The following is a 23,275-nucleotide window of genomic DNA, read 5'->3' as shown; positions in this document are numbered from 1 at the left end:
TCAGACCTCGAAGAGGTCCTGGAGACGGGCCTCGTCGTCCGCCTCCCAGTCGAAGGTGTCGCCGTGCACCGCTTCCGGCCGCCGGTGCCGCAGGGCCATCGGCAGCACCCGCCGCAGGTGCCCGGGGGTCACCCGGTCCGCGTCCTCCAGGGCGGCCAGCGCCCGGGCCGCCAGCACGGCCACGATCTCCCCCCGCTGGCCCACCGCCCCGGTCCGTTCCGCGGCCCGTGCGCACAGCTCCAGGACGTGGTCGGGGACGTCGACGTCACGGACCCGGCGCCGGGCGGCCGCCAGCCGGTCCCGGGTGCGCTCGTCGTCCCGCCGGGCGGCGGAGAGCCACGCGGAGTCCTCGCGTTCCAGCTCCAGTTCGAAGTCGAGCACGGTGCGCAGCAGCCGGTGTCGCGCCGTCGCGTCCAGTGTGTCGGCCGTGACCATCAGTCCGAAGCGGTCGAGCAGTTGGGGCCGCAGTCCGCCCTCTTCGGGGTTCATGGTGCCGACCAGCCCGAACGACAGGTACTTGGCGGTGTCCAGTCCCTCGCGCTGCACGGACAGGACGCCGGTGGCGGCGACGTCCAGGATGATGTCCACGAGGTGGTCGTCGAGGAGGTTGACCTCGTCGACGTAGAGCAGTCCCTTGTCCGCCGCGTCCTCCAGCAGCCCGGGCTGCGGCCGGGGCTCGCCCCGGATGAGCGCGTCCAGGTCCCAGCCGCCGACGACGCGGTCGTCGGTGGCGTTGATGGGCAGGGTGACCGGCAGCTCGCCGTGGGCCATCAGCGCGAAGGCCCGCACGAGGGTCGACTTGGCGGTGCCGCGCGGTCCGGCCATCAGGACGCCGCCGATGCGGGGGACGACGTGGTGGAGCTCCAGCGCCAGCTTGAGCTCGTCCTGGGCGACGACACGGGAGTACGGCAGGATGCGCGGACCCGGCACCGCCCCGCTCACGAACCGGCCCCGTCCGCCGGGCCGGTCCCGTGACCGTCGGGAGCGGGGGCGGGGGCGGGAGCGGGAGCGGTCTGCCAGCGGAGCGTGATCTGGAGCTGGGCCTCGGCCCCGCTCTTGACCAGGGTGGCCACCCCGGCGTCGATCTTGATGGCGAGCTGCATCTCGATCTCGTCCGGCCGCAGCCCCTCCTCCAGCTCACCGAAGCGCCGTACGGCCTGGGCGGCGCACCTGCGGGCGAGGTCCAGCCCGTCGGTGTAGACATCCCGGGCCACCCGCACGACCCGCTGTCCGGCGCCGTCCCGGGTCTCCTCGTCGCCGAAGACGAGGTCGAGCCCGTCGGCGGCGAACGGGGCGAAGTGCGCGTCGACCTCGACCGGTATGGGCCCGTCCGCGCCTTCCGGCACGGGTCCCAATAAGATCACCACACGCTCCCCCTGGCCCAACTCGTGTGTGTTACAGGTGTGTTGAGTGGACCCGTGTTCTTCCCCGGGGCGCGGGGGGTTATGCGCCCCGGGACAACGAACGTGACCGACCGGTCTCGTCCTTCGCGATGTCAGGGGGTCTGGGGCTCGAAGTCCCAGTACGGACGGTTGCGGGAACGGGCGGAGACGGTGTGCGTGTGTTTGCTGCCCAGTGTCGCGTCGAGGTCGGACAGTGCCTCCTGCTCGACCTTCTCCGCCTGCCGGCGGTCCCGCAGGCCGCGCAGGTCCGCCGCATACGCGATACGGGTCGACAGCGTGAGCGGGTGCGTCCGCCCGAGTGACTCGATGGCCCTCGCCGCCGTGTCCCGGCTGAGTTCGGCGGCCCCCTCGGTGTCGCCCACCAGATTCCGCAGCGCGGAGGCGTTCAGGGCGCAGCCGACGGTCCAGGGGTGGCTCTCGCCGACGGCCTGCGTCATCTCGGCCAGCGCCTGTTCGACGAGGACGTGGCCGTGCTCGCGTTCACCGACGTTGCGCAGGATCAGTGCCTGGTTGGCGCGGGACCCGGCGATGAACGGGTGTCCCGCGGGAAGCATCATCTCGTAGCGGGCGACGACCGCCTCGCTGAGCTCGCGAGCCTGGTCGATGTCGCCGTGTTCGCGGGCGTAGCAGCTCTGGCCGGTCGCGAAGATCAGCGTGTGCGGATGGGTCTCGCCCAGTACCCGTTCTCCGCGCTCCAGAACACTGCTCAGCATCGTTCCCGGCTCCTCGCCGCGAGGTGCCCGCTCGCCGAGGCGGTACCTGCACAGCGCCAGGTTGTACTCGGCCTTGAGGGTCTGCGGGTTGTCCGGGCCCATCACGATGCGGTTCTCGCGCACGTTCTTCGCCTGGAGGGACTCGGCGTCGGCGTAGCGGCCCAGCAGGCGGAGGTCGGTGGCGTACGAGATCTCGGAGCTGAGCGCCCACGGATGGCGGGCGCGCAGCAGTTGGCGGCGCGCCTCCATGGTGCTCCGGTCGGTCTCCAGCGCCTCCTCGTAGCGGCCGAGATGGCGCAGGGAGACGCCCACATTGTTCTGCGCGCTCAGGGTCCTGGAGTCCTGGTCGCCGAGGAGTTCGCGGTAGGCCACCAGGACCCATTGGGAGAGTTCCAGGGCCTCGTCGTAGCGGGCGAGGCCGCGCAGGTCGCCGCCCAGGCCCGCGGCGGCGCGCAGGTGGTCGAGGTCCTGCGGTCCGCGTTCCTCCCTGAGGTGCTCGACCGCGTCGCGGCTGAGGGCCTCGGTGCGGGCGTAGTCGCCCATGGCGCGCAGCAGGTTGGTGTAGTGGTGGGTCAGCTCCCAGATCCGCGCGTGGGTCGGACCGAGGAGGCGGCGCCAGGCGGTGAGGGCCCGCTCGCCGAGTTTGATGCCGGCCCGGTACTCGCCGGAGAAGTACATGTAGCGCAGGCAGTTCAGGACCATGCGCTGGACCTTCGGGTCCTTGCTCTTGAGGACGTCCGCGTACTTCAGGTGCGGCACGATCTCCGCGTAGCCGGGCCACAGCCGGGTCTCGGTCGGCCGGCCCGGATCGGCCGCGGCGAGGGCCCGCCGTACGACGTCGATGAACTCGCTCCGGTCGGCGTCCGGCATGTCCTTGTGCACGATCTGGTGGACCATGCGGTGCAGGTAGAGCGATTCTCCGGCGGACACCGGTTCGTCGAGGGACGCCTCGTGGGACTCCAGCCGGACCACCGAGTAGGTGCGCAGCTGGTTGATCGCCTTGTTCCACAGCAGCGGGTCGTTGAGCAGTCCGGCGAGCTGCTCGGGCAGCTCGTCGACGGGCATCTCCTTCAGCAGGCGTACGGGGATGAAACCCGGTGCGAAGAAGGTGCACAGGCGCAGGAGGTCGACGGACTCCGGGACGGTCTCGCGGAGTTTGTTCAGCAGTATCGACCAGGCGGTCTGGAAGGCCAGCGGGAAGTCCGCCGACACCTTGACCACGTCGCTGTCGATGCCGCCCTCCAGCAGGGCGATGTACTCGTCGACCGACAGGTCGGAGTCGTTCAGCCAGCCCGCCGTCTGGTCGAGCAGCAGCGGCAGGTCGCCCAGCGCGTCGGCCAGTTGATCGGCGTCCGCCTCCGACAGGCGGGGGGCGCGGCGGCGGATGAACGCGACCGACTCGTCGCGGGGATAGACCCGGACCTCGAGGAGTTTGCTGTTGTGCTCGCTCCACTCGGGGTTGCGCGAGGTGACGATGACGTGTCCGGGGCCGGTCGGCAGCAGGTCCCAGATCTGGTCCGGCTCGTCCGCCCCGTCGAGGACCAGCAACCACCTCGAGTAGGGCTCCCCGCGACGGAGCGCGTCGCGTACGGCGCGCAGCCGCTCGCCGTACTCCTGACCGGTCCGCAGGTTCAGTTTCGGGGCGAGCTCGGCCAGTTGCCGCCGGTAGGTGACGCGCTTCTCCGCGTTCACCCACCAGACCACGTCGTACTCGGACCCGAAACGGTGCGCGTACTCGGCGGCGAACTGGGTCTTGCCCACTCCGGACATGCCGTGCAGGGTCAGCACGCCGGCGCCGGGCTCGGCGCTCTGGAGGAGGTGGTAGGCCTCGTTGAACAGCGGCTCGCGGCCGGTGAAGCGGGTGTTGCGCCGCGGCACCACGCCCCACACGTCCGGCATCGCCGCCGGGAACCGCGGCCCGCGCCGTGACTCCGCCGGGGTCTCGGCGAGCCCCTCGGGCGGCAGGTCGAGCCGGTCCAGCAGGCGGCGTTCCGCCTCCTCGGCGCCCATGTTGGTCAGGGCGACCGGTGCCAGTACGGCTGCGGCGGCCGGGACCGCCGCCGTGGTGACCGACACGGCGGCGAACCGGGACGGGTCTGGGGCGACGATCTCGCGCAGGGCCGCGTTCCACTCCTCGTGGGTGCGCGGTCCGAGCTGGAAGTACCACTCGCTGACGACGATGAGGACCCGGCCCTCGGCGAGCGTCAGGTCGCGCAGCAGCTCCACCAGCGGGACATCGGCCGGGGAGTCCCAGCGCAGCGGCACCACTCGTACGCCACGCCGCTCCAGCCGGTCCCCGATCCAGGCCGCCCAGGCGCGGTTGAAGCCTGCGAAGTGGATCGTGACCGTCTGCCTGGCGGTCCCCCTCTCGGCCGTCTCGACCGGCTTGCGAGCTCCAGACATGCAGTGGCCTCCAGCACGTAGTACCGCAAAATCCTAGGACCCCGGAGCGTCGCGCGTAAGTCCGCCGACCGACGGCAACACCCCCTGTACGGACGATCTTTCCGTACCCGGTCGCCGTGCGTGGGCATTCATCCGTTAGAGGGCGGGAGCGTGGAGGCGTGACGCCGGGTCCACAGGGTGCGCGCGGAGGCCACGTACGCCTGTGCGCGTGCGACGTGGCCCCTGGGCGCGGGGTGTTCCGCCATCCGTTCGTGGGTGGCGGCCATTTCGTCGACGAACCGGCGTCCCCGCACGGTGAGGTCGGGCGAGCCGACGAGGGCGGGCAGGGCGGCTGCGACCTGGGCGCGGTAGCGCGCGTGCTGGGCCCACGCCCAGTCCCGGTCCGGCAGCCCGCCGACGAGCGCTCGGCGCTGGTGGAACGCGGCCAGCGCGAGGTGCGAGTACGTGCCCTGGAGCAACCCGTCGTAGGGCCGGGGATCGGCGCGCCAGGGGGCGAAGTACCGCGCCTCGGGACCTGCTCGGTGCAGGATCACCAGGTCGCTGAGGGCGGCCAGCTTCGCGTGCTGCAGTTCGTGGACGAGGGTGGCGGCGAGGGTCACGGGGTCGGGCGGGGTGCTGCTGAGCAGGGCGCCGAACGCCTCGCGGCGGGTGGCGCTGCAACTGCCGCGGCCGGTGCCGACGTCGGGCGGCGTCTCCAGCGGGACGAGGCAGCGCAGCAGCGCGCCCGCTTCGGCGAGGCGTTGGGCGCCGCCTGCGCGCAGGGCGAGGGCCGTGCCGGACCAGGCCTGGAGCCATCGCTTGCGTTCCGCGTCGTCGAGGGCGAGCGGTGTGCGCAGGTTGCCGTGGCTGGGGCCGTCGGGCAGTTCGCGGTACGGGTCGAGGTCGTCGAGCGGCAGGGGCGGTGCCGTCGGGGTGAGGCCGGGGAGGGCGTGGGCGGGCGTCCAGGCGAGGGCGCCGGACCAGGCGCCGATGCCGCTCTCCAGGTGGACGGTCACGTCGGGGGCGTCGGCCTGGCGCAGGACCAGTCGGCCTTCGGTGCAGGTGACGTCGACGGGTACGTCACCGGACCGGGCCGTGTGCAGGGCGCCGAGCGAGGGGAGGGCGAGGACTCCGGCGCGGGCGGTGAGCCGGGTGCTGAACGGGATGCCGGCACCGGCGGCGACCACCGCGGCGATCGCGCTGAAGTGCGCGAGGTCGCGCCGCAGCCGCCGCTCCCGCTCGCCGCCCGCCGGCCCCGGGGCGGCGTCGAGGCCACGCAGACAGGAGCGTGCCCAGGGACCGGTGAGGGGATGGAACAGCCGGGCACGTGCCGGGTTCGCGAACCGCGCGTCGGCACCGGAGGGGGCCGCACCGGCTCCCGCCCGGCTACGCCACACGCCGGTCGGGGCTTCGCCGACGGCAGGGGGACGGAAAGTACCGGGCGGGGCGTCGGCGGCACGGGTACCCCACGTACCGGGCGGGGCGTCGCGGTCGCTGCGTGTTGCCGCGCGGCCGGGCCGATGCTCCGAGGTCGGCGCAGCCGGCGCCGGGTGCCGGTCCGCCTCGGTCAGCAGCGCCCAGTCCGCGCGCAGCCTCGCCTTCTGCGCGGCGGTGCAGACGGACCGCTCCGCGGCCTCGGCCGCGTCGAGCACCGCACGCAGCAGGAGCAGCCGCCGCGTGTCCTGGTCCCGCACGAGGAGCGTCAGGGTGTCGGATCCTCCCTCGGTCCGGGCGAGTTCGAGAAGGGCCCGCTCGGGAACGACTGGAAACATCACGAAGCCTCCCCTCCGGCCGGGCCCGTCCCGGCAACAGCCGAACCACTGACGCCCGGCCACGCCGAGGCCACCCCCACGGGGGCGGGACCGGCCGGGGCGCCCGAACCAGCCGAAGCCGCCCCAGCGGGCGCCGGCGCGGTCGCGGCCGGTCCGACCGGCGCCGGGCCGACGGCGGAGGGACCGGCCGGTGCTGGGCCGGCGGTCGACGGACCAGCCGATGCCGGGACCGTCGTGGACGGGCCGTTCACAGACGGGCCAGTCACGGGCAGACCGGTCGCGGCCGAACGGCTCGCGGGCAGACCGGTCGCCGACGGACGGCTCTCCGGCAGACCGGTCGCGGCCGCACCGCTCTCCGGCAGGCCGGTCGTCACCAGGCCGCCCGGAGTCGGTGCACCCGTGGCGGCGGTGAGCCTCGAGGACACGTGGCGGATGAAGCGCTGGAGGTCCGCGCAGTACACGGACGGGTTGCGGAAGCCGTGCCCGGCGCGGTAGCGGTGCGCGTAGTGCCCGCCCCCGCAGACCCGCAGCAGGGGGCAGGCCCGGCACTGTCCCGCGAGCGACGCGGTGCCGGCCTGCCGGGCGGCCACGCCCGGATGCCGCAGCGCGTCGTCGAAGGTGTGGCGGAACACGTCGAGGCCGGTGCGCGCGGCGCCGGGGTACGCCGACTTGAGGGAGTCGACCTGCTCGATCGACCCGTCGGTCTCCACCACGACCGCGTCGAACGGCGTGAGCCCCAGCGCCTCGGTGGCCGCGGGCAGGCCCAGCAGGAGCGCCACGCACTCCTCGAAGAGCCGTACCCGGACCTCCCGCCGCCCGGCGGCCCACCAGCGGTCGAAGACGGCGCACAACCAGTCGCCGTACCGGACGCCGGTCCGGCCCGGCGGCGGTGCGGACCAGTTGCCGTGCGGCAGCAGCAGGTCCAGCGCGGGCGGGCGCAGGCCGAGCAGCGACTCGTACGTCTCGACCGGGTCCAGCGTCGGGTCGACAACGGTCAGGAGCCCGGCGTACGACGCTGGGAAGCGCTCGGCGACGAGGCGTGCCCCGCGTGCCGCGGCGGGCCAGGACGGGCGGCCCGCGTGGTCCACCCGCCGTCGGTTGTGGGCGGCGGTGCCTCCGTCGAGGCTGATGCCGACGCGGATGCCGGCGTCGGCCAGGACGGCGAGGCGTTCCTCGGTGAGCAGGGTGGCGTTGGTCTGCACGGTGGCGTGGACCTGACACCCTCGCGGGACGAGCTCCCGCACCCGCCCGGTGAACTCGGCGAGCGGGCCGGCCCCCGCGAGCAGCGGTTCGCCCCCGTGCAGGACCAGGGCGAGGTCACGCAGCGCGTGCCGGTCGGCGTGCTCGGCGATACGGGTGGCGGTGCGGTCCAGGACGGCGGCGGAGGCGGCGGCGGGACGGTCGCGCCAACTGCTGTCGGGGCCTTCGTAGAGGTAGCAGTAGGTGCACGCGAGGTTGCACCGGCCGTGCATCTTGACTATGAACTGCCGGAAGGGAAAGGGTGATTCGGGACCGGTCCGCCGACCGGGTATGCCCGGAGCGGGACCGGTCATGGCTTCTTCCGACACTCCAGCACCCCCCATGCCGTAACGGTCCGCCGGCGTCGCCGCGAGTCCGCGCCACGGCACCGTGCCGCACGAAGCCGCATTCCCGGCGGGGCAGGTGCCCGAAACTCGGCGCCGTGAAAGTTGTCCTATTCACGTGTCTTGATGCGCCCGGACGACCGCGGCCGCCGGTCAGAAGGAGTTGTCGAAGCCCCACAGCATCTCGCTCGGCTCCGCGGCCCGCGCCCTCAGTTCCCCCAGTACCTCGCGCAGCACCGGGTGTTCGATGGTGCCCAGCTGTGCGAGGTCCAGTTCCAGCAGGTCCGGCAGTGGCTCCCCGGCGCCCGCGGGCGCCTGCTCCGCCCCGGCCTCGTCCTGTATGTCCATGCCCCGTTCCTCTCCTCCGCTCCGCTGCTCCGCCGTCCCTTCGGACCAGGCCTCCGGCCTCCCGCGTCCGGCCTCCCGGCGAGCGCCCTCACTCCAGGTCGGCGAGCCGCTGCGCCGTCTGCCGTGCGGTCGGTTCCCCCGAGGCCAGCCGGTCGTCCGGCAACCGGTCCCACTGCGCCCGCGCCGCCGCGTAGGCCTCCCGGGCCGCGCGGGGCCGCACGGCCGCCTCGAAGGACATACCCCGCCAGTGGTGCGCCTGTGCGGCGAGCTCCACGGCTTCTTGGCGCCGACGCTCGGTTTCGGCCTCCTCCTCGGCCCGGCGGGCCGACTCGGCGGCCGCCCGGAAGGCGTCGACCGCCACGTCCAGGCGGGCCGCGCGGCCCAGGCTCTGGAACGCCTCGAACTGGGCCTGCCCGAGCTCCAGTCGGCAGCGCGCCGCCAGCAACGGGTCCTCCGCGTCGGCCGCGGCGAGCCCGAAGAGATGCTCCGCCTCCCGGAGGTCGACCCGGTCGCCGCGCGCCTGGTACCGGAGCATGAGCGCCTGTCCGAGGAGCAGCAGCCGGTGGGCGACCCGCCGGCTGCCCGCCGGGGTCTCCATCCGGCAGTCCCGCAGCACCCGGATCGCGCGGGACAACTGGTCCCGGCTCCGGTCGGCGGGCTCCAGCGTGGCCAGCCTGAGCAGTACGCTCCCCCACTCGGCGAGCACGTCCGCGTGCGCGGGCGCGTCCCGGGACATCCAGTGCGCCGCCTGTGCGAAACGGTCGGCGGCCCCGTGCAGTTCGGGCGGCTCCCCCGACTCGGCGTAGCGCGCGACGGCCACCCGCCCGGCACGGACCAGCAACGCCGCGCGCTGCCCCTGCTCGCGGACCCGGCCGAGGGCCTCGTCCGTCCTGGCCTGGGCCTCCTCCAGCGGGCCGCCCGCCGACAGCAGCGCGTCGACCAGGTCGATGAGCACCCGGACCCGGTCACGGACGGACTCGTTGGTGTCCTGTGCCGGGCCGGACTCCAGTCCCCGGCGCAGCGACCGCGCCGACTGCTCCGCGTACGACCGGACCTGGACCGGGTCCGCCGTCACCTCCGACAGGCGCAGCAGGGTGCGGCCGTGGGCCAGCAGCAACTCGGCGGGGCGGTCGCCGCGGTCGGGCCAGGCGTCGGCGAACGCCTCCAGCATGCCGACGGCACTCTGCAGGAGGGCGCTGTCGCCGCCCAGGCGCCACTGGGTCTCCAGGGAGGCGACCCGTTCCAGGGTGAGCCGGAGCGCCTCCCCCTCGTCCAGGCCGGGTGCCGCGCAGGCGACCGCGTACTCCCGGTCGGCACGGCGCAGCAGGTCGAGCGCGCCGGACCGGTCTCCGCGCCGTCGCGCGTCGGTGGCGGCGGCGTGCAGTACGCGTGCGAGGACGGCGCGTTCGCGCAGGGCGTGCGGCGACGCGGCGGCCCGTTCGGCGGCCCGGGTGGCCTCCCGCAGCAGCTCGGCACCGCCCTGCACCTCCCACAGCCGCAGCGTGCAGCGCGCGTACTCGCCCCACAGCTCCGGGTCGGCGCCGGCCGGCCGTTCCTGCTCGGTGGCGCCGCGCAGCAGCTGCACGGCGTCGATGACGTCCTGGACCATGCCCTCGCCGTCGAACCGGGCGAGCAGGGCCCGCGCCCGGACGACCGCCCGGTGCGTGGGCCGCTCCGCGGTGACCTGCGGGCCGGTGCGGCTGTCGTACGTCGCGAACTGCTCGGGCAACGGCATGAACCGCTCCAGGATCCGGGCCGCGACCTCCGCGAAGGGCTGCGGGACCGGGGCGGTCCCGGCGTCGCCGCCGTTCTCGCCCGGGTACCCGGGTTCGGCGCCGGAGGGGTGCGGGTGCGGGCGTCCGGGGCCGCCGTCGCCGAGCTGGGCCAGCGCGAGCGCCGGGAAGTTGGGGCCGCCCTTGCCGAAGTGCTGTTCGATGTACTCCGAGCAGTGCTTGAGGACCAGCATGGCCTCGTCCCGCCCGAGCCGGGACAGCAGGGCCTCGCGCACCTCGGGGTCGATGTCGTACCACTGGGAACCGTCGCCGCCGTGGTCCGCGCGGGCCCGGGTGACCAGGCCGCCGACCAGGACCTCGGCGAGTTCGGACGGGCCGGACCCGGGCAGCATCGTCCGCTGGACCAGCTGCATCACCGGGAGGCAGAGCGGGGTCGCCGCGAGATAGACGGCCAGGCGCGCGGCGTCCGGAGACGCACCGGCGCTGAACCGGCTGACCCGTTCCAGCGGTGTGCGGCGGCGGTCCGGGCGGGCGGCCGCGGCGGCCGGCTGGTCAGCACGCACCCAGCCCACGGCGCCGGGCACCGGACCGGCACCGGCCAGCAGCCGTGCCCACGACCCGAGGGCCACCGGCTCCGGGGGCAGTACGGGAACGGCCAGCGCGCCCCGGCGGGCCTCGGCGGCGGCGCCGGAGGCCGTGCGCACCCGCAGCACGGCGCCGCCGCCCAGGGTGTCGCCGCGCGACAGGCCACCGAAGGTGACGGGCAGCCGGGTGCGGTTCCACATGCGCTGCGGCAGCGGCTGGAGCACGACGACGGGGCCCTGCCGGGCCAGGTGGTGGAGCAGCCGGTGGGCGTGGCCGCCGTGCCACAGCGGGCCGGCGCAGTCGCTGACCAGGACGACGATCCGGCGTCCGGTCGGATCGCTGAGCCGGTCGGCGGCGTGCAGCGGCGCACCGTACGGGTCGGCGCTGCGGCTGACGGCGGGACCTCCGTCCGGCCCCTGGTGCAGATGGCTGACCTGGACGTCCGAGAAGGCTCCCAACCTGCTGAAGACCTGAGCCAGTTCGGCGAACAGCCGGCCCCACACGCGCATCGAGGAGGAGGCGTCCAGCACCAGTTGCAACCGGGCGTCCCGGCGGGACAGGTACCGGCGGACGGGCAGGATCAGTCCGCCGGCCCGGGCGCTCACCTCCGCGGTCGCGACCTCGTCGAGTTCGGACCGCAGGGGTGTGGCGGGGCTCCGGTACCCCTGCAAGGGGCGCAGGGCTCGCTGGAGTTCGAGTGGTGCGGGCAGCACGGGCGCGGCCGGCACACCCACCGGCAGTGCGCGGGCCGGGCCGGCTCCGTGCGCACCGGACGCGTCGCCGGGGGGCAGCGGGTAGAGGGCCACGCGGCGGGCGGGCGGAGCGGCGGGCGGCTCGGGTGCGGGCGGCCGGGTCCGGTCCGGTGGCAGTGCCAGGGGTCCGGCGGGCGGCCGGACCACCGGGGGCGCCACGCGGGCGTTCGGGGCGGGCGCGGCGTCCGCAGCGTCGGCGGCGCGGGTCCACCGGGCCAGCCAGAGCGCGTCGCAGAGCTGCTCGGCGTCCGGATCCAGGCCGATCTCCCGCAGCCTCAGGACGAGCCGGGCGAGCGGGTCGTCGGCGGGCACGGCGGCGCGCCCTGCCCCGGAACCCTCGCCGCCGGGGTCGCCGGGGGTGCCGTCGTGGCCGGGACCGGGGCGCGCCGTCTCGTCGGGCATCGCGTCACCTCGGACGATCGAGCCGCTGGATGAGCAGGTCGGCCAGGCGGTCGCGGCTGGGCGTGGCGGCGGCGTCGGTGAGGTATATCGCGTTGAGCAACTGGTCCGTGGCCAGCAGCTCGCTGCGGGACCGCTCCAGGAACCGGGTGACGAGGTCGTCGCCCGCGCGTGCCGCCTCGTCGCCCAGGTGGGCCCGTACGAAGGTGGCGAGCCGGTTGTGGTCGGGGCGGCCGAGCTCCAGGTGGATGCAGCGCCGCATCAGCGGGGCCGGGAAGTCGCGTTCGCCGTTGCTGGTGAGGACGACGAACGGGAAGGCGCGGCAGCGCACGCGGCCGTCGCGCACCGGCACCTTCACGCCGTCCGCGGTGAGCACCTCGGCCGTGCGGTCCGGCAGCCGGTCCGCGATGCGTTCCAGCTCGGGGATGGCGAACTCGCCCTCCTCCAGTACGTTCAGGAGGTCGTTGGGCAGGTCGATGTCGCTCTTGTCCAGCTCGTCGATGAGCAGGACGCGCGGCTTGTCGGAGGGCAGCAGCGCGGTGCCGAGGGGGCCGAGCCGGATGTAGCCGCCGATGCCGTCGACCGCGCCCGGCGTCCCGGTCCCCGGGGCGGTGTCCGCCTGTGCGGCGATCTGCACGTCCTGCAGGCGGGCGATGGCGTCGTAGTGGTAGAGGCCGTCCTGGAGTTCGGAGCGGCTGACGATGGACCAGCGCAGCACGTTTCCCAGGCCCAGTTCGTACGCCACCGAGTGGGCCAGGGTGCTCTTGCCCGCGCCGGGGCTGCCGGTGACGAGGAGCGGCCGGCGCAGGTACAGCGCGGCGTTGATCATCTCGAGTTCCTCGGCGCCCGGCCGGTGCAGTTCGGCCAGGTGCCGGTGGGCACCGAGCCTGCGGTCCTCGGACCCGTCGCCGGAACCCGCCGCGTCCCGGCTGGTGAAGTCCCGCCACGGGGGCGGGTCGGGAAGACGGTCGATGCCGTCGTGGGGTTCGCCGGCGCCCCGGTAGATGAGCCACTCACTGGATTCGCTCATGATCCAATCCTCGTCGTCACTCGTCCGGGGGGGCGCGGTCGTCGTGGGGCGTCCATCACGGTATCGATCCTGAACGGGACTGGTAAGAGGCACATCGCTCAAGGGGTGCCTCGTCAAGGGGAGTTGAAACTCCCGGGCGCGCGGTCGACGCGGACCCGCGCGGGCCGCGGTCAAGGTGCCTCCAGCAGGTCGCCCGCGCCGGGCAGGGGCTGGTGCGGGTCGTCGTACAGCAGCGCTATGCCGTGCGCCCAGAAGGTCTCGGGCCGTCCCGAGCGCATTCTGTGGCGCAGGTCGCGCACGGCCTCGGGCAGTCGGTGGGCTCCGGCCGGGCCCGCGATCTGGTCCAGGGTGCCGCGGTGGAACTCGCCGCAGACCGTCTCGGGCAACCCGTACCCACGGCGCCAGAGCGCCACGCCGAAGCCGCCGCGCACGAGCCGGGCGAGCCCCTCCGCGTCGCCCTCGCCGCCGTGGGCGTCGAAGCGGCACAGCACCGGGACCGTGCCGTGCGACAGGCCCCGCAACTCCTCGACGGGCGGCACCGGTTTGCGCAGGCCGTCGTCGCAGTCCAGGACCGCGGCCGTCACCGGGTGGGCGTGCAGCCAGCGCCAGCGGGCTCTGCGTTCCTCGTCGATGTCCAGGCGGTGGTCACCGTCCGGAGCGGCCGCCGACCGCACGCCGCCCCCGCCGGTCTCCCGGCTCCGGCCGATTCCGGCGCCTTCACCGTTCTCGGCGTACGCGCCGTACGCGCCGGACGCGGCGTGTCCCGGGTTCTCGCCGTACCCGGGGTTCTCCCCGTTCTCGGTCAGCTGGTCTCGGTCGGAGCAGCGCAGGACGACCGGGCGCTGTGTGCCCAGTCGCTCGTCCTCGGGGCCGAGCCGCCATTCGTCCACGTCGAGTGCCAGCAGTGAGTGCTCCGTCGCCACCTGGAGGACCGCCGGCCGACCCGGCGTGTCGCACTGCCGGAACGCCTCCTTGAGGGGTGCGGACAGATGGGCGGGGAGGTCGGCCAGCGGCACGCGCTCGACCTCCTTGAGCCGCATCGCCTCTCCGTCGGAGCGCACGACGAAGACCGACCAGTCGCAGCGGTCCGGCTCCCAGCCCCGCCGCACGATCTCCACCAGCACGGACGACTGCCCGGCCGCCGACCGTTCCGGACCACCGGCGGGCGCACCGCGCGGCCCGGCGGCCGGGCCCGGGGCGAGCCGGCGCGCCGTCATCCCGGCCATCCGCCGTTCGACGAGGGCGCTCCGGCGGCCGGGGCCGAGCCGCTGGGCGGCCTGCCAGATCCCGGCCCACAGAGCCTCCTCGGCGGCCGGCGTACTGGGCGCGAGGAACGGGCGGTCCGCGGTCATGGCGTGCACCGCGTAGTCGAGCACCAGGTAGAGGGCGCCGTCGTCGCGCGCGTACTCGTACAGGGCACCGAGTCCGTCGCGCCAGCCGCGCGGGGCGGGCAGCGGAGCCGGTGCCTCGAAGTCCTGCAGGGAGTCGAGGAGGTCCAGCAGGGAACGGGTGCTGGCCGGCGGCGGCAGGTCCGCGAGGCGTCCGAGCAACTGGACGCGCTCGTCGGGGCTCAGTGTCTGACCGGGCCGGGCCCCGAGCTGGCCCTGCACGTCGGCCCAGGTGTGACGGCGCGCGTCCGGGTGGCGCTGCCGGTCGCGGTGGTAGCGGTCGTGGGCGTGCACCACCGCCTGGTACAGGTCGTCGGGTTCGCTCTTCAGCTCTCCGGCAGGCACGGGCAGCGTCCGCAGTTGTTCGAGCCCGGTGGAGGTGCCCCCGCGCGCGTGGGCGGAGCGCGATTTCAGTACGCCGATGACCTCGCCGCGCTCCGGATCGATCACGGGGCCGCCGGAGACGCCGTCCGGGAGGTCGTTGTCCCCCAACCGCATCTGGACGTCCGCGTTCCAGCCGCCGATGGTGCCCTGCACGGTGAGGGTGCCGTCGAGCATCCTCAGTCGCCCGTCGACCACCGTCCAGCCCGCGTACAGGACCTTGCCCTCGCCGAAGTAGGCCGCCGGGCGCTCGGAGAGGTACACGCACTCGTGCTCGACCGGCTCGCTCAGCCGCACCAGCGCGAGGTCGGGGGCGGGCCAGTTGCCGGGCACGGATCCGGCGCCCTCGGGAAGGGCCGCCGCCACGTGGCCCGAGACCGCGGACATGCCGCGGCCCGGTGCGGGCTCGTACACCACCACGACCTCGCCCCCCTCACCGCCGCATGCCACGTGTGCGCAGGTCAGAACCCAGCTCGGCGCGACGAAGTAGCCGCTTCCGAGGAACGTCCCGGGTTCGTCCAGGGCATACCCGGCGTCCGGCCGATGAATGCGAACGGTCGCCGCCATGACGAGGCCACGCAGCGCACGGCGGGCCACGTCCCGGGCCCCCGGTGCGCCGGGGGCGCGTCCGTGCGTCATGCCCCGCTCCCGGAGGCGGCGGCACCGGTCCCGCCGTGCTCCGGGGCGCGGGCGGACGCGTCCGCGGTGGCGTCGGGGGGCTCACCACCCGGGGCGCGCGCGTCGGGCGCGGACGGGTCGGGCGGGCCTCCGTTCCAAGTGAGGGTGACCGAGATGCCCGCCTTGGCCTCGCCGTCGGCGAGGAGGCCCACGACCTTGCCGGCCTTGGCCGTCAGCTCGATGCCGAACTGGACGCTCACCTCGTCCGGCCGCACCGCGCGCAATGGTTCCGCCAGCGAGCGCGCGACACCGGTCACGAGCGCGTTCAGGCTCTCCACGCTCGCCTCGATCCGCTCGGTGAAGCCGGTGTCGCTGAACGACAGCTGCCCGGACGGTGCCGGCAGCTCGGCCGCGCCCGAGATCCGGGCCCAGACCGGTGTCCCGTCCGGCAGCACGATGCGCGTGACGCGCGTCGCTTCCTGTCCCATGCGATTCCCCGTCCCCGCGCCCCCTCGACGGCCCCGGAAGGCACGGCCCTGTGGACGCCTATCCTTGTGCTGTCTTTTCACAACCGACGGAAAGACCCCATCTCTCCACCCCGCAGGCACAGGTTTCTTCCCGCACGGGAGGCTCTCAACCCTGCAAAGACCCGACGGAGCACGATCCATGTACTTCACCGACCGCGGCATCGAGGAGCTGGAGAAGCGGCGCGGCGAGGAGGAGATCACCTTCGAGTGGCTCGCCGAGCAGCTGCGCACGTTCGTCGACCTGAACCCGGACTTCGAAGTACCGGTGGAGCGTCTGGCCACGTGGCTGGCACGGCTGGACGACGACGAGGACGAGGACGAGTAGGGGCGCCGGGACACGGGCGGCCGCGCCGGGGGGGGGGCGGGCAGCGACGCACGGGCGCCGGCCGGCACCGGGTCGCCGGGCAGCACCGGGTCGCCGGGCGGGGTGGGGCGCACGCAGGCCCTCGGCGCCCGCCGGGGCGCGGCAGGGCCCGGCGGTGCGCGGCGGGGTGCGGCGCTGCGCGGCGGGGTGCGGCGGGGCCCAGGGAAGCGTCGAGGCGGACCGGAGGACCGGGACCGTCGGACCGGGCCGTCGCGGCGGACCTTCAGGGGTGCCTGGAGAACCCGTAGGCCGCGCCGAGCGCACCGTGCCCGACGAGCAGCGCCCCCGCCGCGGTCCAGCCGCCGCTGCGGCGCCGCAGACCCCAGACGGTGAGCGGCAGGCCCGTCGCCACCTGGACCAGCGCCAGGGCGCGGGCCCCCGGACCGCCCGTCCAGGGCATCCAGGCGGCCAGGGGGCTCGCGTCGGCGGTCGGGCGGCGTCCGGCGGACTCGGTCCGGCGCACACCGGGCAGGGCACGGGCGGCCGCTCCGAGGCGGTCGGCGCCTTCACCGGGGTCGAGGCCTGCGGGGAGGGTGATTCCCCCGCGTGTGAGCACCGCCAGCAGTCCCCGCAGCCTGGCCCGGGCACCGGCTCCGGCCCCGAATTCACGCTCGGCGTCCGGGTCGGCCCGGGTCAGCCGGTCCAGCGACTGCACGTCCAGGACCGGGTCGAGGCCCAGCCGGGCGGCGAAGGTGCGCATCGCCTCGTCCTCGCCGGCCGGTGTGCCGTTCGCGAGCCACACGTAGCCCACCGGGCGGCGGAATCCGGACGCGAGGACGTATCCGGCCCGGTCGGCGTCCCACCACAGGGCGAGCACGGGCCAGGGGGCGCCGACGGCGAGCGCCGCGGCCCAGCCGGTGACGACCCGGTCGACCGGTTCGCCCCCGTCCCGCCAGGGCCCGCCCTCGGGCACCAGCACGCTCCACTCCGCACCGGCCCGGACCAGCGGCATCCGTTCGCCCAGCAGGGGGGCGACCACGGCGACGGAGTCGGGCTCGGCCCGGCAGAGCAGCAGGGCGCCGGGAGTGAGAGCGGACACGGACTCTTCCGTCGACATAGTGACAAGTTAGGGCACATCGACCCACTCGGCCGATCGTTGATCACCAGAACGGGTGTCTTGACTTTCCCTGCCCGCGATATATCGTGAATTTCGGAGGACGCGATATGGCGCGTTCGGTCGAGGAGGTCTGCACCATGTCCGAGTGGTCCGTCGCGGAGCCCAGGAAGCTCACCTTCGACGAGTCCGTGAGTCGGCTCCACGTACGCATCGTCGGCGGAACAGTGAACGTGGTGGGCACGGACGAAGGTTCCGCCCGTCTGGAGGTCTCCGAGATCGAGGGACCCCCTCTGATCGTGACCCACCGGGACGGCGTGCTCACGGTGGCCTACGAGGACCTTCCCTGGAAGGGCTTCCTGAAGTGGCTGGACCGCAAGGGCTGGCGGCGCAGTGCGGTGGTGTCCCTGGCGGTGCCGACCGGCACCCGCGTGGAGGTCGGCGCCGTCAGCGCCGCGGCCGTGGTCTCCGGCCTGGAGGGCCCCGCCGACGTGAAGGGCGTGTCCGGGGACACCACTCTGGTGAGCCTCGCGGGCCCCGTCCGCGCCGACACCGTCTCGGGGAACGTGGAGGCACAGGCCCTCACCGGCGACCTCCGCTTCAACTCCGTCTCGGGCGACCTGACGGTGGTGGAGGCGGGCTCCTCCGTGCGGGCCGACTCGGTCAGCGGTTCGATGATCGTCGACCTGGACCCGGCCGGAGGCCCCACCGACATCAGCGTGAACAGCGTCTCGGGCGAGATCGCCATCCGGCTGCCCCAGCCGGCCGACGCCCAGGTCGAGGCGAACACGGCCAGCGGCATGGTCAGCAGCGCCTTCGAGGACCTCCGGGTGGGCGGCCAGTGGGGGGCCAAGCGCATCACCGGACGACTCGGCGCGGGCAACGGCCGGCTGAAGGCCACCACGGTCTCCGGCTCGATCGCCCTGCTCCGCCGTCCGGCGTCGGAGGACACCCCGTGGGAGCGGGAGCCGGAGGAATCCGGCCCGACGGGCACCGCACGGGGCGACTCGGGGGACAATTCCGCTTCCGTCCGGGACCAGGGCGCCACCGACGCCCCTTCCGACGGCACGACCGACAAGAAGGTGCTCTGACATGCCCCCCGTCTTCGCCCACGGCCGCCTCCGCCTCTACCTCCTCAAGCTCCTGGACGAGGCCCCGCGCCACGGTTACGAGGTGATCCGGCTCCTGGAGGAACGCTTCCAGGGCCTGTACGCCCCGTCCGCGGGCACGGTGTACCCGCGCCTGGCCAAGCTGGAGGCGGAGGGCCTGGTCACCCACACCACCGAGGGCGGCCGCAAGGTGTACGCCATCACGGACGCCGGTCGCGCCGAGCTGGCCGACCGCAGCGGTGAGCTGGCCGACCTGGAGCTGGAGATCCGCGAGTCGGTGGCCGAGCTGGCCGCCGAGATCCGGGCCGACGTGCGGGGTGCCGCCGGCGATCTGCGGCGGGAGATGCGGGCCGCCGCCAGCGCGGCCCGCCGGGGCACCTCAGGGGCGCACGACGAGGGGGGCGGCTCCGCCGCCGGCGCCGGGGAAGGCGACGAGAAGGAGGCCTGGCGGGCCGCCAAGGAGGAGATGCGGCGGGTCAAGCAGGAGTGGAAGGAGCAGGCCCGACGCGCCAAGGACGAGAGCCGCCGCGCCCGCGACGAGGCCCAGCGGGCCCGGCGCCAGGCCAAGGAGGCCCAGGAGCGGGCCCGGGCCCAGGCGCAGGAGGAGGTCCAGCGCATCGCCCAGCGCGTGCAGGAACAGGTGCAGGACCACTTCTCGCGGGGCGACTGGCCGACGGGGCTGCGTGAGGGCCTGAGCGAACTGGCCAAGGAGGTCGGCGACTTCGGAAAGGACTTCGGAAAGGAGTTCGGCAAGGACTGGGGCTTCGGACGCACCGACACCGGGAGCCCCGCCTCGCGCGCGGAGCGCTCCCCGGACCCCGAGTACTCCGTCACGCCCGAGGACTTCCCCGCCGGATATGCGCCGAGCTGGGCCCACGAGGACGCCGCGGAATCCACCGGCGACCCGGCGCGCGACCTGGACCGGCTGCTCGACCGCTTCCGGGACGACATCCGCGACGCCGCCCGGGACCACGGAGTGACGTCCGACCAGTTGCGCGACACCCGCCGCCGGCTGTCGGAGGCAGCGGCACACATCGGGGCGATCCTGCGTACACCGAAGGCCTGAGCACGGCGTGGCGCCCCCACGCGCTGGGGGCGCCACGCACCGGTGGGCTGCCGGTGCCGCAGGTCAGGCGCAGGCCTCCCCGGCCCCCTCGCCCAGCACCCTGGACAGTGACGCATGGGTCACCCCGTGATCGGCGAGCACCTCGGCGGGCACTCCGGGACGCAGGGCCAGGGCGAGGAGGAGATGCTCGTCCCCGATGTGCCGGTCACGGCGGGCGACGGCGACGCGCAGCGCCTTCTCCAGGACCTCCTTGGCACCCCGGCTGAAGCTCCGGTGTCCCGACCACCGGCGCCCGCGCTTGTGGTCGTCGGCGGACATCGCCCCCACACCGTGGGCCTCCTCCACCCTGGCGACGATCTCCGTGACATCGATCCCCAGCCCGGCGAGGGCTTCCGTCTCGGACTGCGACAGACCCGCACGGCGCCGTGCCTCCCCCAGCTCCTGGCGTACCGCGTCGCGGTGCTCGCCGACGCCGAGGGCCGCCAGTGCGAAGGAGGCACGACTGCCCTCCCGGTCCAGCAGGGCGAGCAGCAGGTGCTCGGGCTCGACGGTCTCCGCCCGTGCCTCCTCGGCGTGTCCGACCGCCCCCTGCACGACCGCGCGGGCGTCCTTGGTGAATCGCTCGAACATCAATGCCTCCCGTACTTCTTGTGCACGGCCTGCCTGCTGACTCCGAGTTCCGTGGCGATCTCCTGCCACGACCATCCCTGCCCGCGGGCGCTGCGCACCTGTACGGCCTCCAGCTGCTCCACCAGCTTCCGCAGGGCGGTGACGGCTCGCAGCCCGATCCGGGGATCGCGGTCACCCGCACGCGTGGCGAGATCCGTTGCTTCGCTCATACAGTCAACCTAGGTTGACATGACGCGCTTGTCAACCCCAGTTGACATGAGGGAGGGGGTTGCCGAACGGCCGGGACACGCGAACGGCGGGCCCGGAGAACCGGACCCGCCGTATGTGGGGGAACGCGTCAGGAGTTGTTGAGCACGATCTTGCCGAACTGCCCGCCGGAGGCCATCCGCTCGAACCCCTCACGGGCCCGGTCCATCGGAAGCACCTCGTCGATGACGGGACGCACACCGGTGGCGGCGCAGAAGGACAGCAGGTCCTCCAGCTCGTCCTTGGAGCCCATCGTGGAGCCGACGACCTTGAGCTCCAGGAAGAAGATCCGGGTCAGCTCGGCGTGGGAGGGCCGGTCACCGCTGGTGGCACCGGAGATGACCAGCGTGCCGCCGGGCCGCAGCGACTTGATGGAGTGCGACCAGGTGGCGGCGCCCACGGTCTCGATCACGGCGTCGACCCGCTGCGGCAGCCGCGCACCGGTCTCCACGGCCTCCACCGCACCGAGCTCCAGGGCCCGCTTGCGCTTGGCCTCGTCCCGGCTGGTGGCGAAGACCCGCAGACCCGCCGCCTTCCCGAGCACGATCGCGGCCGTGGCCACCCCGCCGCCGGCACCCTGCACCAGCACCGAGTCACCGGGACGCACCCCGGCGTTGGTGAACAGCATCCGGTACGCCGTCAGCCAGGCGGTCGGCAGGCAGGCGGCCTCCTCGAAGGAGAGCTCCTTGGGCTTGGGCAGGATGTTCCAGGTCGGCACGGCGACCTGCTCGGCGAAGGTCCCCGGGTAGCGCTCGGTGAGGATGGAGCGGGGCTCCTTGGGGCCGACCCCGTGGCCGGTCTGGCCGATCACGGAGTGCAGGACGACCTCGTTGCCGTCGGCGTCGATCCCGGCGGCGTCGCAGCCGAGGATCATCGGCAGCCGGTCCTCGGGGAGACCGACGCCGCGCAGGGACCACAGGTCGTGGTGGTTGAGGGAGGCGGCCCTGACATCGACGACACTCCAGCCCGGCCGGGCCTCGGGAGCCGGAAGCTCTCCCAACTCCAGGCCGGCCAAGGGCTGGTCGCGGTCGATTCGGGCGGCGTAGACAGCGAACATGACCTTGACGATAGGTTCCCCACCACCCAACGGGAACCACACAGCCATGTGACACACCCCCTCTTGCACCCCGCCCCATCCCAGCCGCAGCCAGCCGCACGCCACCCCAGCCGCGACCAGCCGCACGCCGCCCCAGCCGCACCCCGCCCCAGCTGCGGGCAGTCGTGCCGCTGGGGCGGCACGGGTGGGCGCAGCGGCACCCGGCCAGCGCCGGTCAGCGCCCCCACCCCGCGCCCAGCACCAGCGCACCCGCACCCGCACCCGCACCGCACCGCACCGCACCGCACCGCACCGAAAAGACGAACGGCCCCGTCCGCCAAGGACGAGGCCGCTCACCGCACCGCAGGGATCACACCGTCACCGGCGCGCAACCCCCTCCGCCCGAGCCGCCGCGGCCACCGCCGCCGTCACGGCCGGCGCGACCCGCTCGTCGAACGGCGACGGAATGACGTAGTCCGCGGCAAGGTCGTCCCCCACCACGGAGGCCAGCGCCTCGGCCGCCGCCAGCTTCATGCCCTCGGTGATCCGAGACGCCCGCACCTGGAGAGCGCCCGCGAAGATGCCCGGGAACGCCAGCACGTTGTTGATCTGGTTCGGGAAGTCCGAGCGCCCCGTCGCGACGACCGCCGCGTACTTGTGGGCGACCTCCGGATGCACCTCCGGGTTCGGGTTGGCCATCGCGAAGACGAAGGCACCCTCGGCCATCGAGGCCACCGCCGGCTCGGGCACCGTACCGCCGGAGACGCCGATGAAGACGTCGGCGCCCGCGAGCGCCGCCTCCAGCGGACCGGAGAGCCCGGCCTTGTTGGTGAAGGAGGCCAACTCCTGCTTCACCGGGGTCAGGTCCCCCCGGTCGGCCGAGACGACACCCTTGCGGTCGGCCACCGCGACGTCCCCGATACCGGCCTCCACCAGCATCTTGGCGATGGCGAACCCGGCCGCACCCGCGCCCGAGATCACCGCCCGCAGCTCACCCAGCGTCCGCCCGCTCAGCCGCGCCGCGTTCCGCAGGGCGGCCAGCGTCACGACGGCCGTGCCGTGCTGGTCGTCGTGGAAGACCGGGATGTCCAGGCGCTCCTGGAGCTTGCGCTCGATCTCGAAGCACCGCGGCGCCGAGATGTCCTCCAGGTTCACGCCACCGAAGGAGGGCGCGAGCCGGACCACGGTCTCGACGATCTCGTCGGCGTCCGTGCAGTTCAGGGCGATCGGGACCGCGTCCACGCCGCCGAACTGCTTGAAGAGGATGGCCTTGCCCTCCATCACCGGGAGGGACGCCTCGGGTCCGATGTCACCGAGGCCCAGCACCGCCGTGCCGTCCGTCACGACCGCGACGACCGACGACTTCCAGGTGTAGTCGTGGACGAGGTCGGGCTGCTCGGCGATCGCGCTGCACACTTTCGCGACGCCGGGCGTGTACGCCAGGGACAGGTCTTCCTTGTCGCGGACCGGCACGGTGGCCTGCACGGCCATCTTGCCGCCGCGGTGCAGCGCGAACGCGGGGTCGAAGGAGTCGAGCGGCTCGGCGCCCGCCTCCTGCTCCGCACCGGCTTCGCTGTCGCTGCGAGGATTGACGATCTCCGCTGCCACTTTGTCTTACCCCTTAAGAGTTCATGGTTTGAGGGTTTGTCCACTCCTGGTGAGGAATGGGCGGGCACCGCACAGGGAGATGGCTGTCTGGGCCACGAGGACCCTGCGCGACGGGCGCGCCGCACACGCGCCCTGAGCCCCTGATGAGGGGTGTAAAGAACCTTCTTACCCGACGGACGCCCCCTGCGACGAGTCCGATAAGCGCAAGCTCACATGCCGGACCCCGAACGCCGCATGTCGGTGACATGGCTCATAGCCAGGGTTTTGGACAACCTCCCGAGACCTCTTGACAGATCTGGGATCGAAGCCTTCAGCAGCCCCGGACACCCGCGTTCCATGGCGGGATAACGAGAAATTCCGCAGATCTTCCGGCCGGAAGGGCAGATTCCCGCAAAGGTTCGGTCGTGATGTACCGACCTGGTGCGGTTCGGGGGGTGACCCGTTATCCGATTTTGACATGACGGGCCCCCTGAACGGCCGAGTCCGAATGGCAAGATGCCGTAATCACACGAGGTCGCGGCACTCGAAGGTGTGTGCTCTCGTTCGAC

At 73.8% G+C, this 23,275-nt stretch carries 17 protein-coding genes and 1 pseudogene; 3 read left to right on the top strand and 15 right to left on the bottom strand.

Annotated elements, in window-relative coordinates:
• The 10 genes and pseudogenes from ACFYZ3_RS26560 to ACFYZ3_RS26515 all read right to left on the bottom strand — a co-directional run bounded on the left by ACFYZ3_RS26560 (position 1) and on the right by ACFYZ3_RS26515 (position 15,575).
• The gene (locus ACFYZ3_RS26560; RefSeq protein WP_388522478.1) at positions 1–942 is read right to left on the bottom strand and encodes an AAA family ATPase; all 942 of its coding nucleotides are present in this window, start codon (positions 940–942) and stop codon (positions 1–3) included.
• Positions 939–1,364, bottom strand: coding sequence for a CU044_2847 family protein (locus ACFYZ3_RS26555; RefSeq protein ID WP_388522796.1), 426 nt, complete (start codon positions 1,362–1,364; stop codon positions 939–941). The genes ACFYZ3_RS26560 and ACFYZ3_RS26555 overlap by 4 nt, the downstream gene beginning before the upstream one ends.
• A 131-nt stretch (positions 1,365–1,495) precedes the next feature.
• Entirely contained in the window at positions 1,496–4,519 is a 3,024-nt protein-coding gene (fxsT, locus tag ACFYZ3_RS26550; protein ID WP_388522475.1) for an FxSxx-COOH system tetratricopeptide repeat protein, read from the bottom strand.
• 128 nt (positions 4,520–4,647) lie between these two features.
• A complete protein-coding gene (locus tag ACFYZ3_RS26545; protein WP_388522472.1) occupies positions 4,648–6,270 on the bottom strand; it encodes an aKG-HExxH-type peptide beta-hydroxylase in 1,623 nt (540 codons plus the stop codon).
• A gap of 383 nt (positions 6,271–6,653) precedes the next feature.
• Positions 6,654–7,823, bottom strand: a pseudogene (locus ACFYZ3_RS26540) (FxsB family cyclophane-forming radical SAM/SPASM peptide maturase); the annotation flags it as partial.
• Positions 7,824–8,006: 183 nt separating this feature from the next.
• Entirely contained in the window at positions 8,007–8,201 is a 195-nt protein-coding gene (gene fxsA, locus ACFYZ3_RS26535) for an FxSxx-COOH cyclophane-containing RiPP peptide (protein ID WP_388522469.1), read from the bottom strand.
• Positions 8,202–8,289: 88 nt separating this feature from the next.
• Complete coding sequence (locus ACFYZ3_RS26530) at positions 8,290–11,673, bottom strand: SAV_2336 N-terminal domain-related protein (protein WP_388522466.1); 3,384 nt, start codon at positions 11,671–11,673, stop codon at positions 8,290–8,292.
• A gap of 4 nt (positions 11,674–11,677) precedes the next feature.
• The gene (locus ACFYZ3_RS26525; RefSeq protein WP_388522463.1) at positions 11,678–12,700 is read right to left on the bottom strand and encodes an AAA family ATPase; all 1,023 of its coding nucleotides are present in this window, start codon (positions 12,698–12,700) and stop codon (positions 11,678–11,680) included.
• Between the two features lie 170 nt (positions 12,701–12,870).
• Entirely contained in the window at positions 12,871–15,108 is a 2,238-nt protein-coding gene (locus ACFYZ3_RS26520) for a trypsin-like peptidase domain-containing protein (protein ID WP_388522459.1), read from the bottom strand.
• Complete coding sequence (locus tag ACFYZ3_RS26515; RefSeq protein ID WP_388522456.1) at positions 15,105–15,575, bottom strand: CU044_2847 family protein; 471 nt, start codon at positions 15,573–15,575, stop codon at positions 15,105–15,107. The genes ACFYZ3_RS26520 and ACFYZ3_RS26515 overlap by 4 nt, the downstream gene beginning before the upstream one ends.
• A gap of 178 nt (positions 15,576–15,753) precedes the next feature.
• Here ACFYZ3_RS26515 and ACFYZ3_RS26510 point away from each other — a divergent pair, with 178 nt between their 5' ends.
• Positions 15,754–15,939: a DUF6104 family protein gene (locus ACFYZ3_RS26510; RefSeq protein ID WP_011030139.1), complete on the top strand. Its 186-nt coding sequence runs from the start codon at positions 15,754–15,756 to the stop codon at positions 15,937–15,939.
• Between the two features lie 262 nt (positions 15,940–16,201).
• On the opposite strand, the gene ACFYZ3_RS26505 is transcribed toward ACFYZ3_RS26510, so the two are convergent.
• Positions 16,202–17,035, bottom strand: a complete 834-nt coding sequence (locus ACFYZ3_RS26505) for a hypothetical protein (protein ID WP_388522453.1) — start codon at positions 17,033–17,035, stop codon at positions 16,202–16,204.
• Positions 17,036–17,172: 137 nt separating this feature from the next.
• On the opposite strand from ACFYZ3_RS26505, the gene ACFYZ3_RS26500 reads away from it, so the two are divergent.
• Positions 17,173–18,123 carry a DUF4097 domain-containing protein gene (locus tag ACFYZ3_RS26500; RefSeq protein WP_388522793.1) on the top strand — a complete coding sequence of 317 codons (951 nt, stop codon included), beginning with the start codon at positions 17,173–17,175 and terminating at the stop codon, positions 18,121–18,123.
• A 1-nt stretch (position 18,124) separates the two neighbouring features.
• Positions 18,125–19,207 carry a helix-turn-helix transcriptional regulator gene (locus ACFYZ3_RS26495; protein WP_388522450.1) on the top strand — a complete coding sequence of 361 codons (1,083 nt, stop codon included), beginning with the start codon at positions 18,125–18,127 and terminating at the stop codon, positions 19,205–19,207.
• Positions 19,208–19,270: 63 nt separating this feature from the next.
• Here ACFYZ3_RS26495 and ACFYZ3_RS26490 read toward each other — a convergent pair whose 3' ends face one another.
• The 4 genes from ACFYZ3_RS26490 to ACFYZ3_RS26475 all read right to left on the bottom strand — a co-directional run bounded on the left by ACFYZ3_RS26490 (position 19,271) and on the right by ACFYZ3_RS26475 (position 22,727).
• Positions 19,271–19,837, bottom strand: coding sequence for a Clp protease N-terminal domain-containing protein (locus tag ACFYZ3_RS26490; RefSeq protein WP_356856738.1), 567 nt, complete (start codon positions 19,835–19,837; stop codon positions 19,271–19,273).
• Positions 19,837–20,046 (bottom strand): HTH domain-containing protein, encoded by a 210-nt coding sequence (locus ACFYZ3_RS26485; protein ID WP_087807277.1) that lies wholly within the window; start codon positions 20,044–20,046, stop codon positions 19,837–19,839. The genes ACFYZ3_RS26490 and ACFYZ3_RS26485 overlap by 1 nt, the downstream gene beginning before the upstream one ends.
• 128 nt (positions 20,047–20,174) lie before the next feature.
• Complete coding sequence (locus ACFYZ3_RS26480; RefSeq protein WP_356856736.1) at positions 20,175–21,140, bottom strand: zinc-binding dehydrogenase; 966 nt, start codon at positions 21,138–21,140, stop codon at positions 20,175–20,177.
• A 357-nt stretch (positions 21,141–21,497) separates the two neighbouring features.
• Positions 21,498–22,727 carry an NADP-dependent malic enzyme gene (locus ACFYZ3_RS26475; protein ID WP_388522445.1) on the bottom strand — a complete coding sequence of 410 codons (1,230 nt, stop codon included), beginning with the start codon at positions 22,725–22,727 and terminating at the stop codon, positions 21,498–21,500.
• Positions 22,728–23,275 lie beyond the last annotated feature (548 nt).

Origin of the sequence: Streptomyces sp. NPDC001599, assembly GCF_042893535.1 — a bacterium.
Taxonomy (GTDB): Bacteria; Actinomycetota; Actinomycetes; order Streptomycetales; family Streptomycetaceae; genus Streptomyces.
The sequence above is the reverse complement of the archived record's forward strand: the minus strand, read 5'-3'. Positions and strand labels throughout refer to the sequence as shown.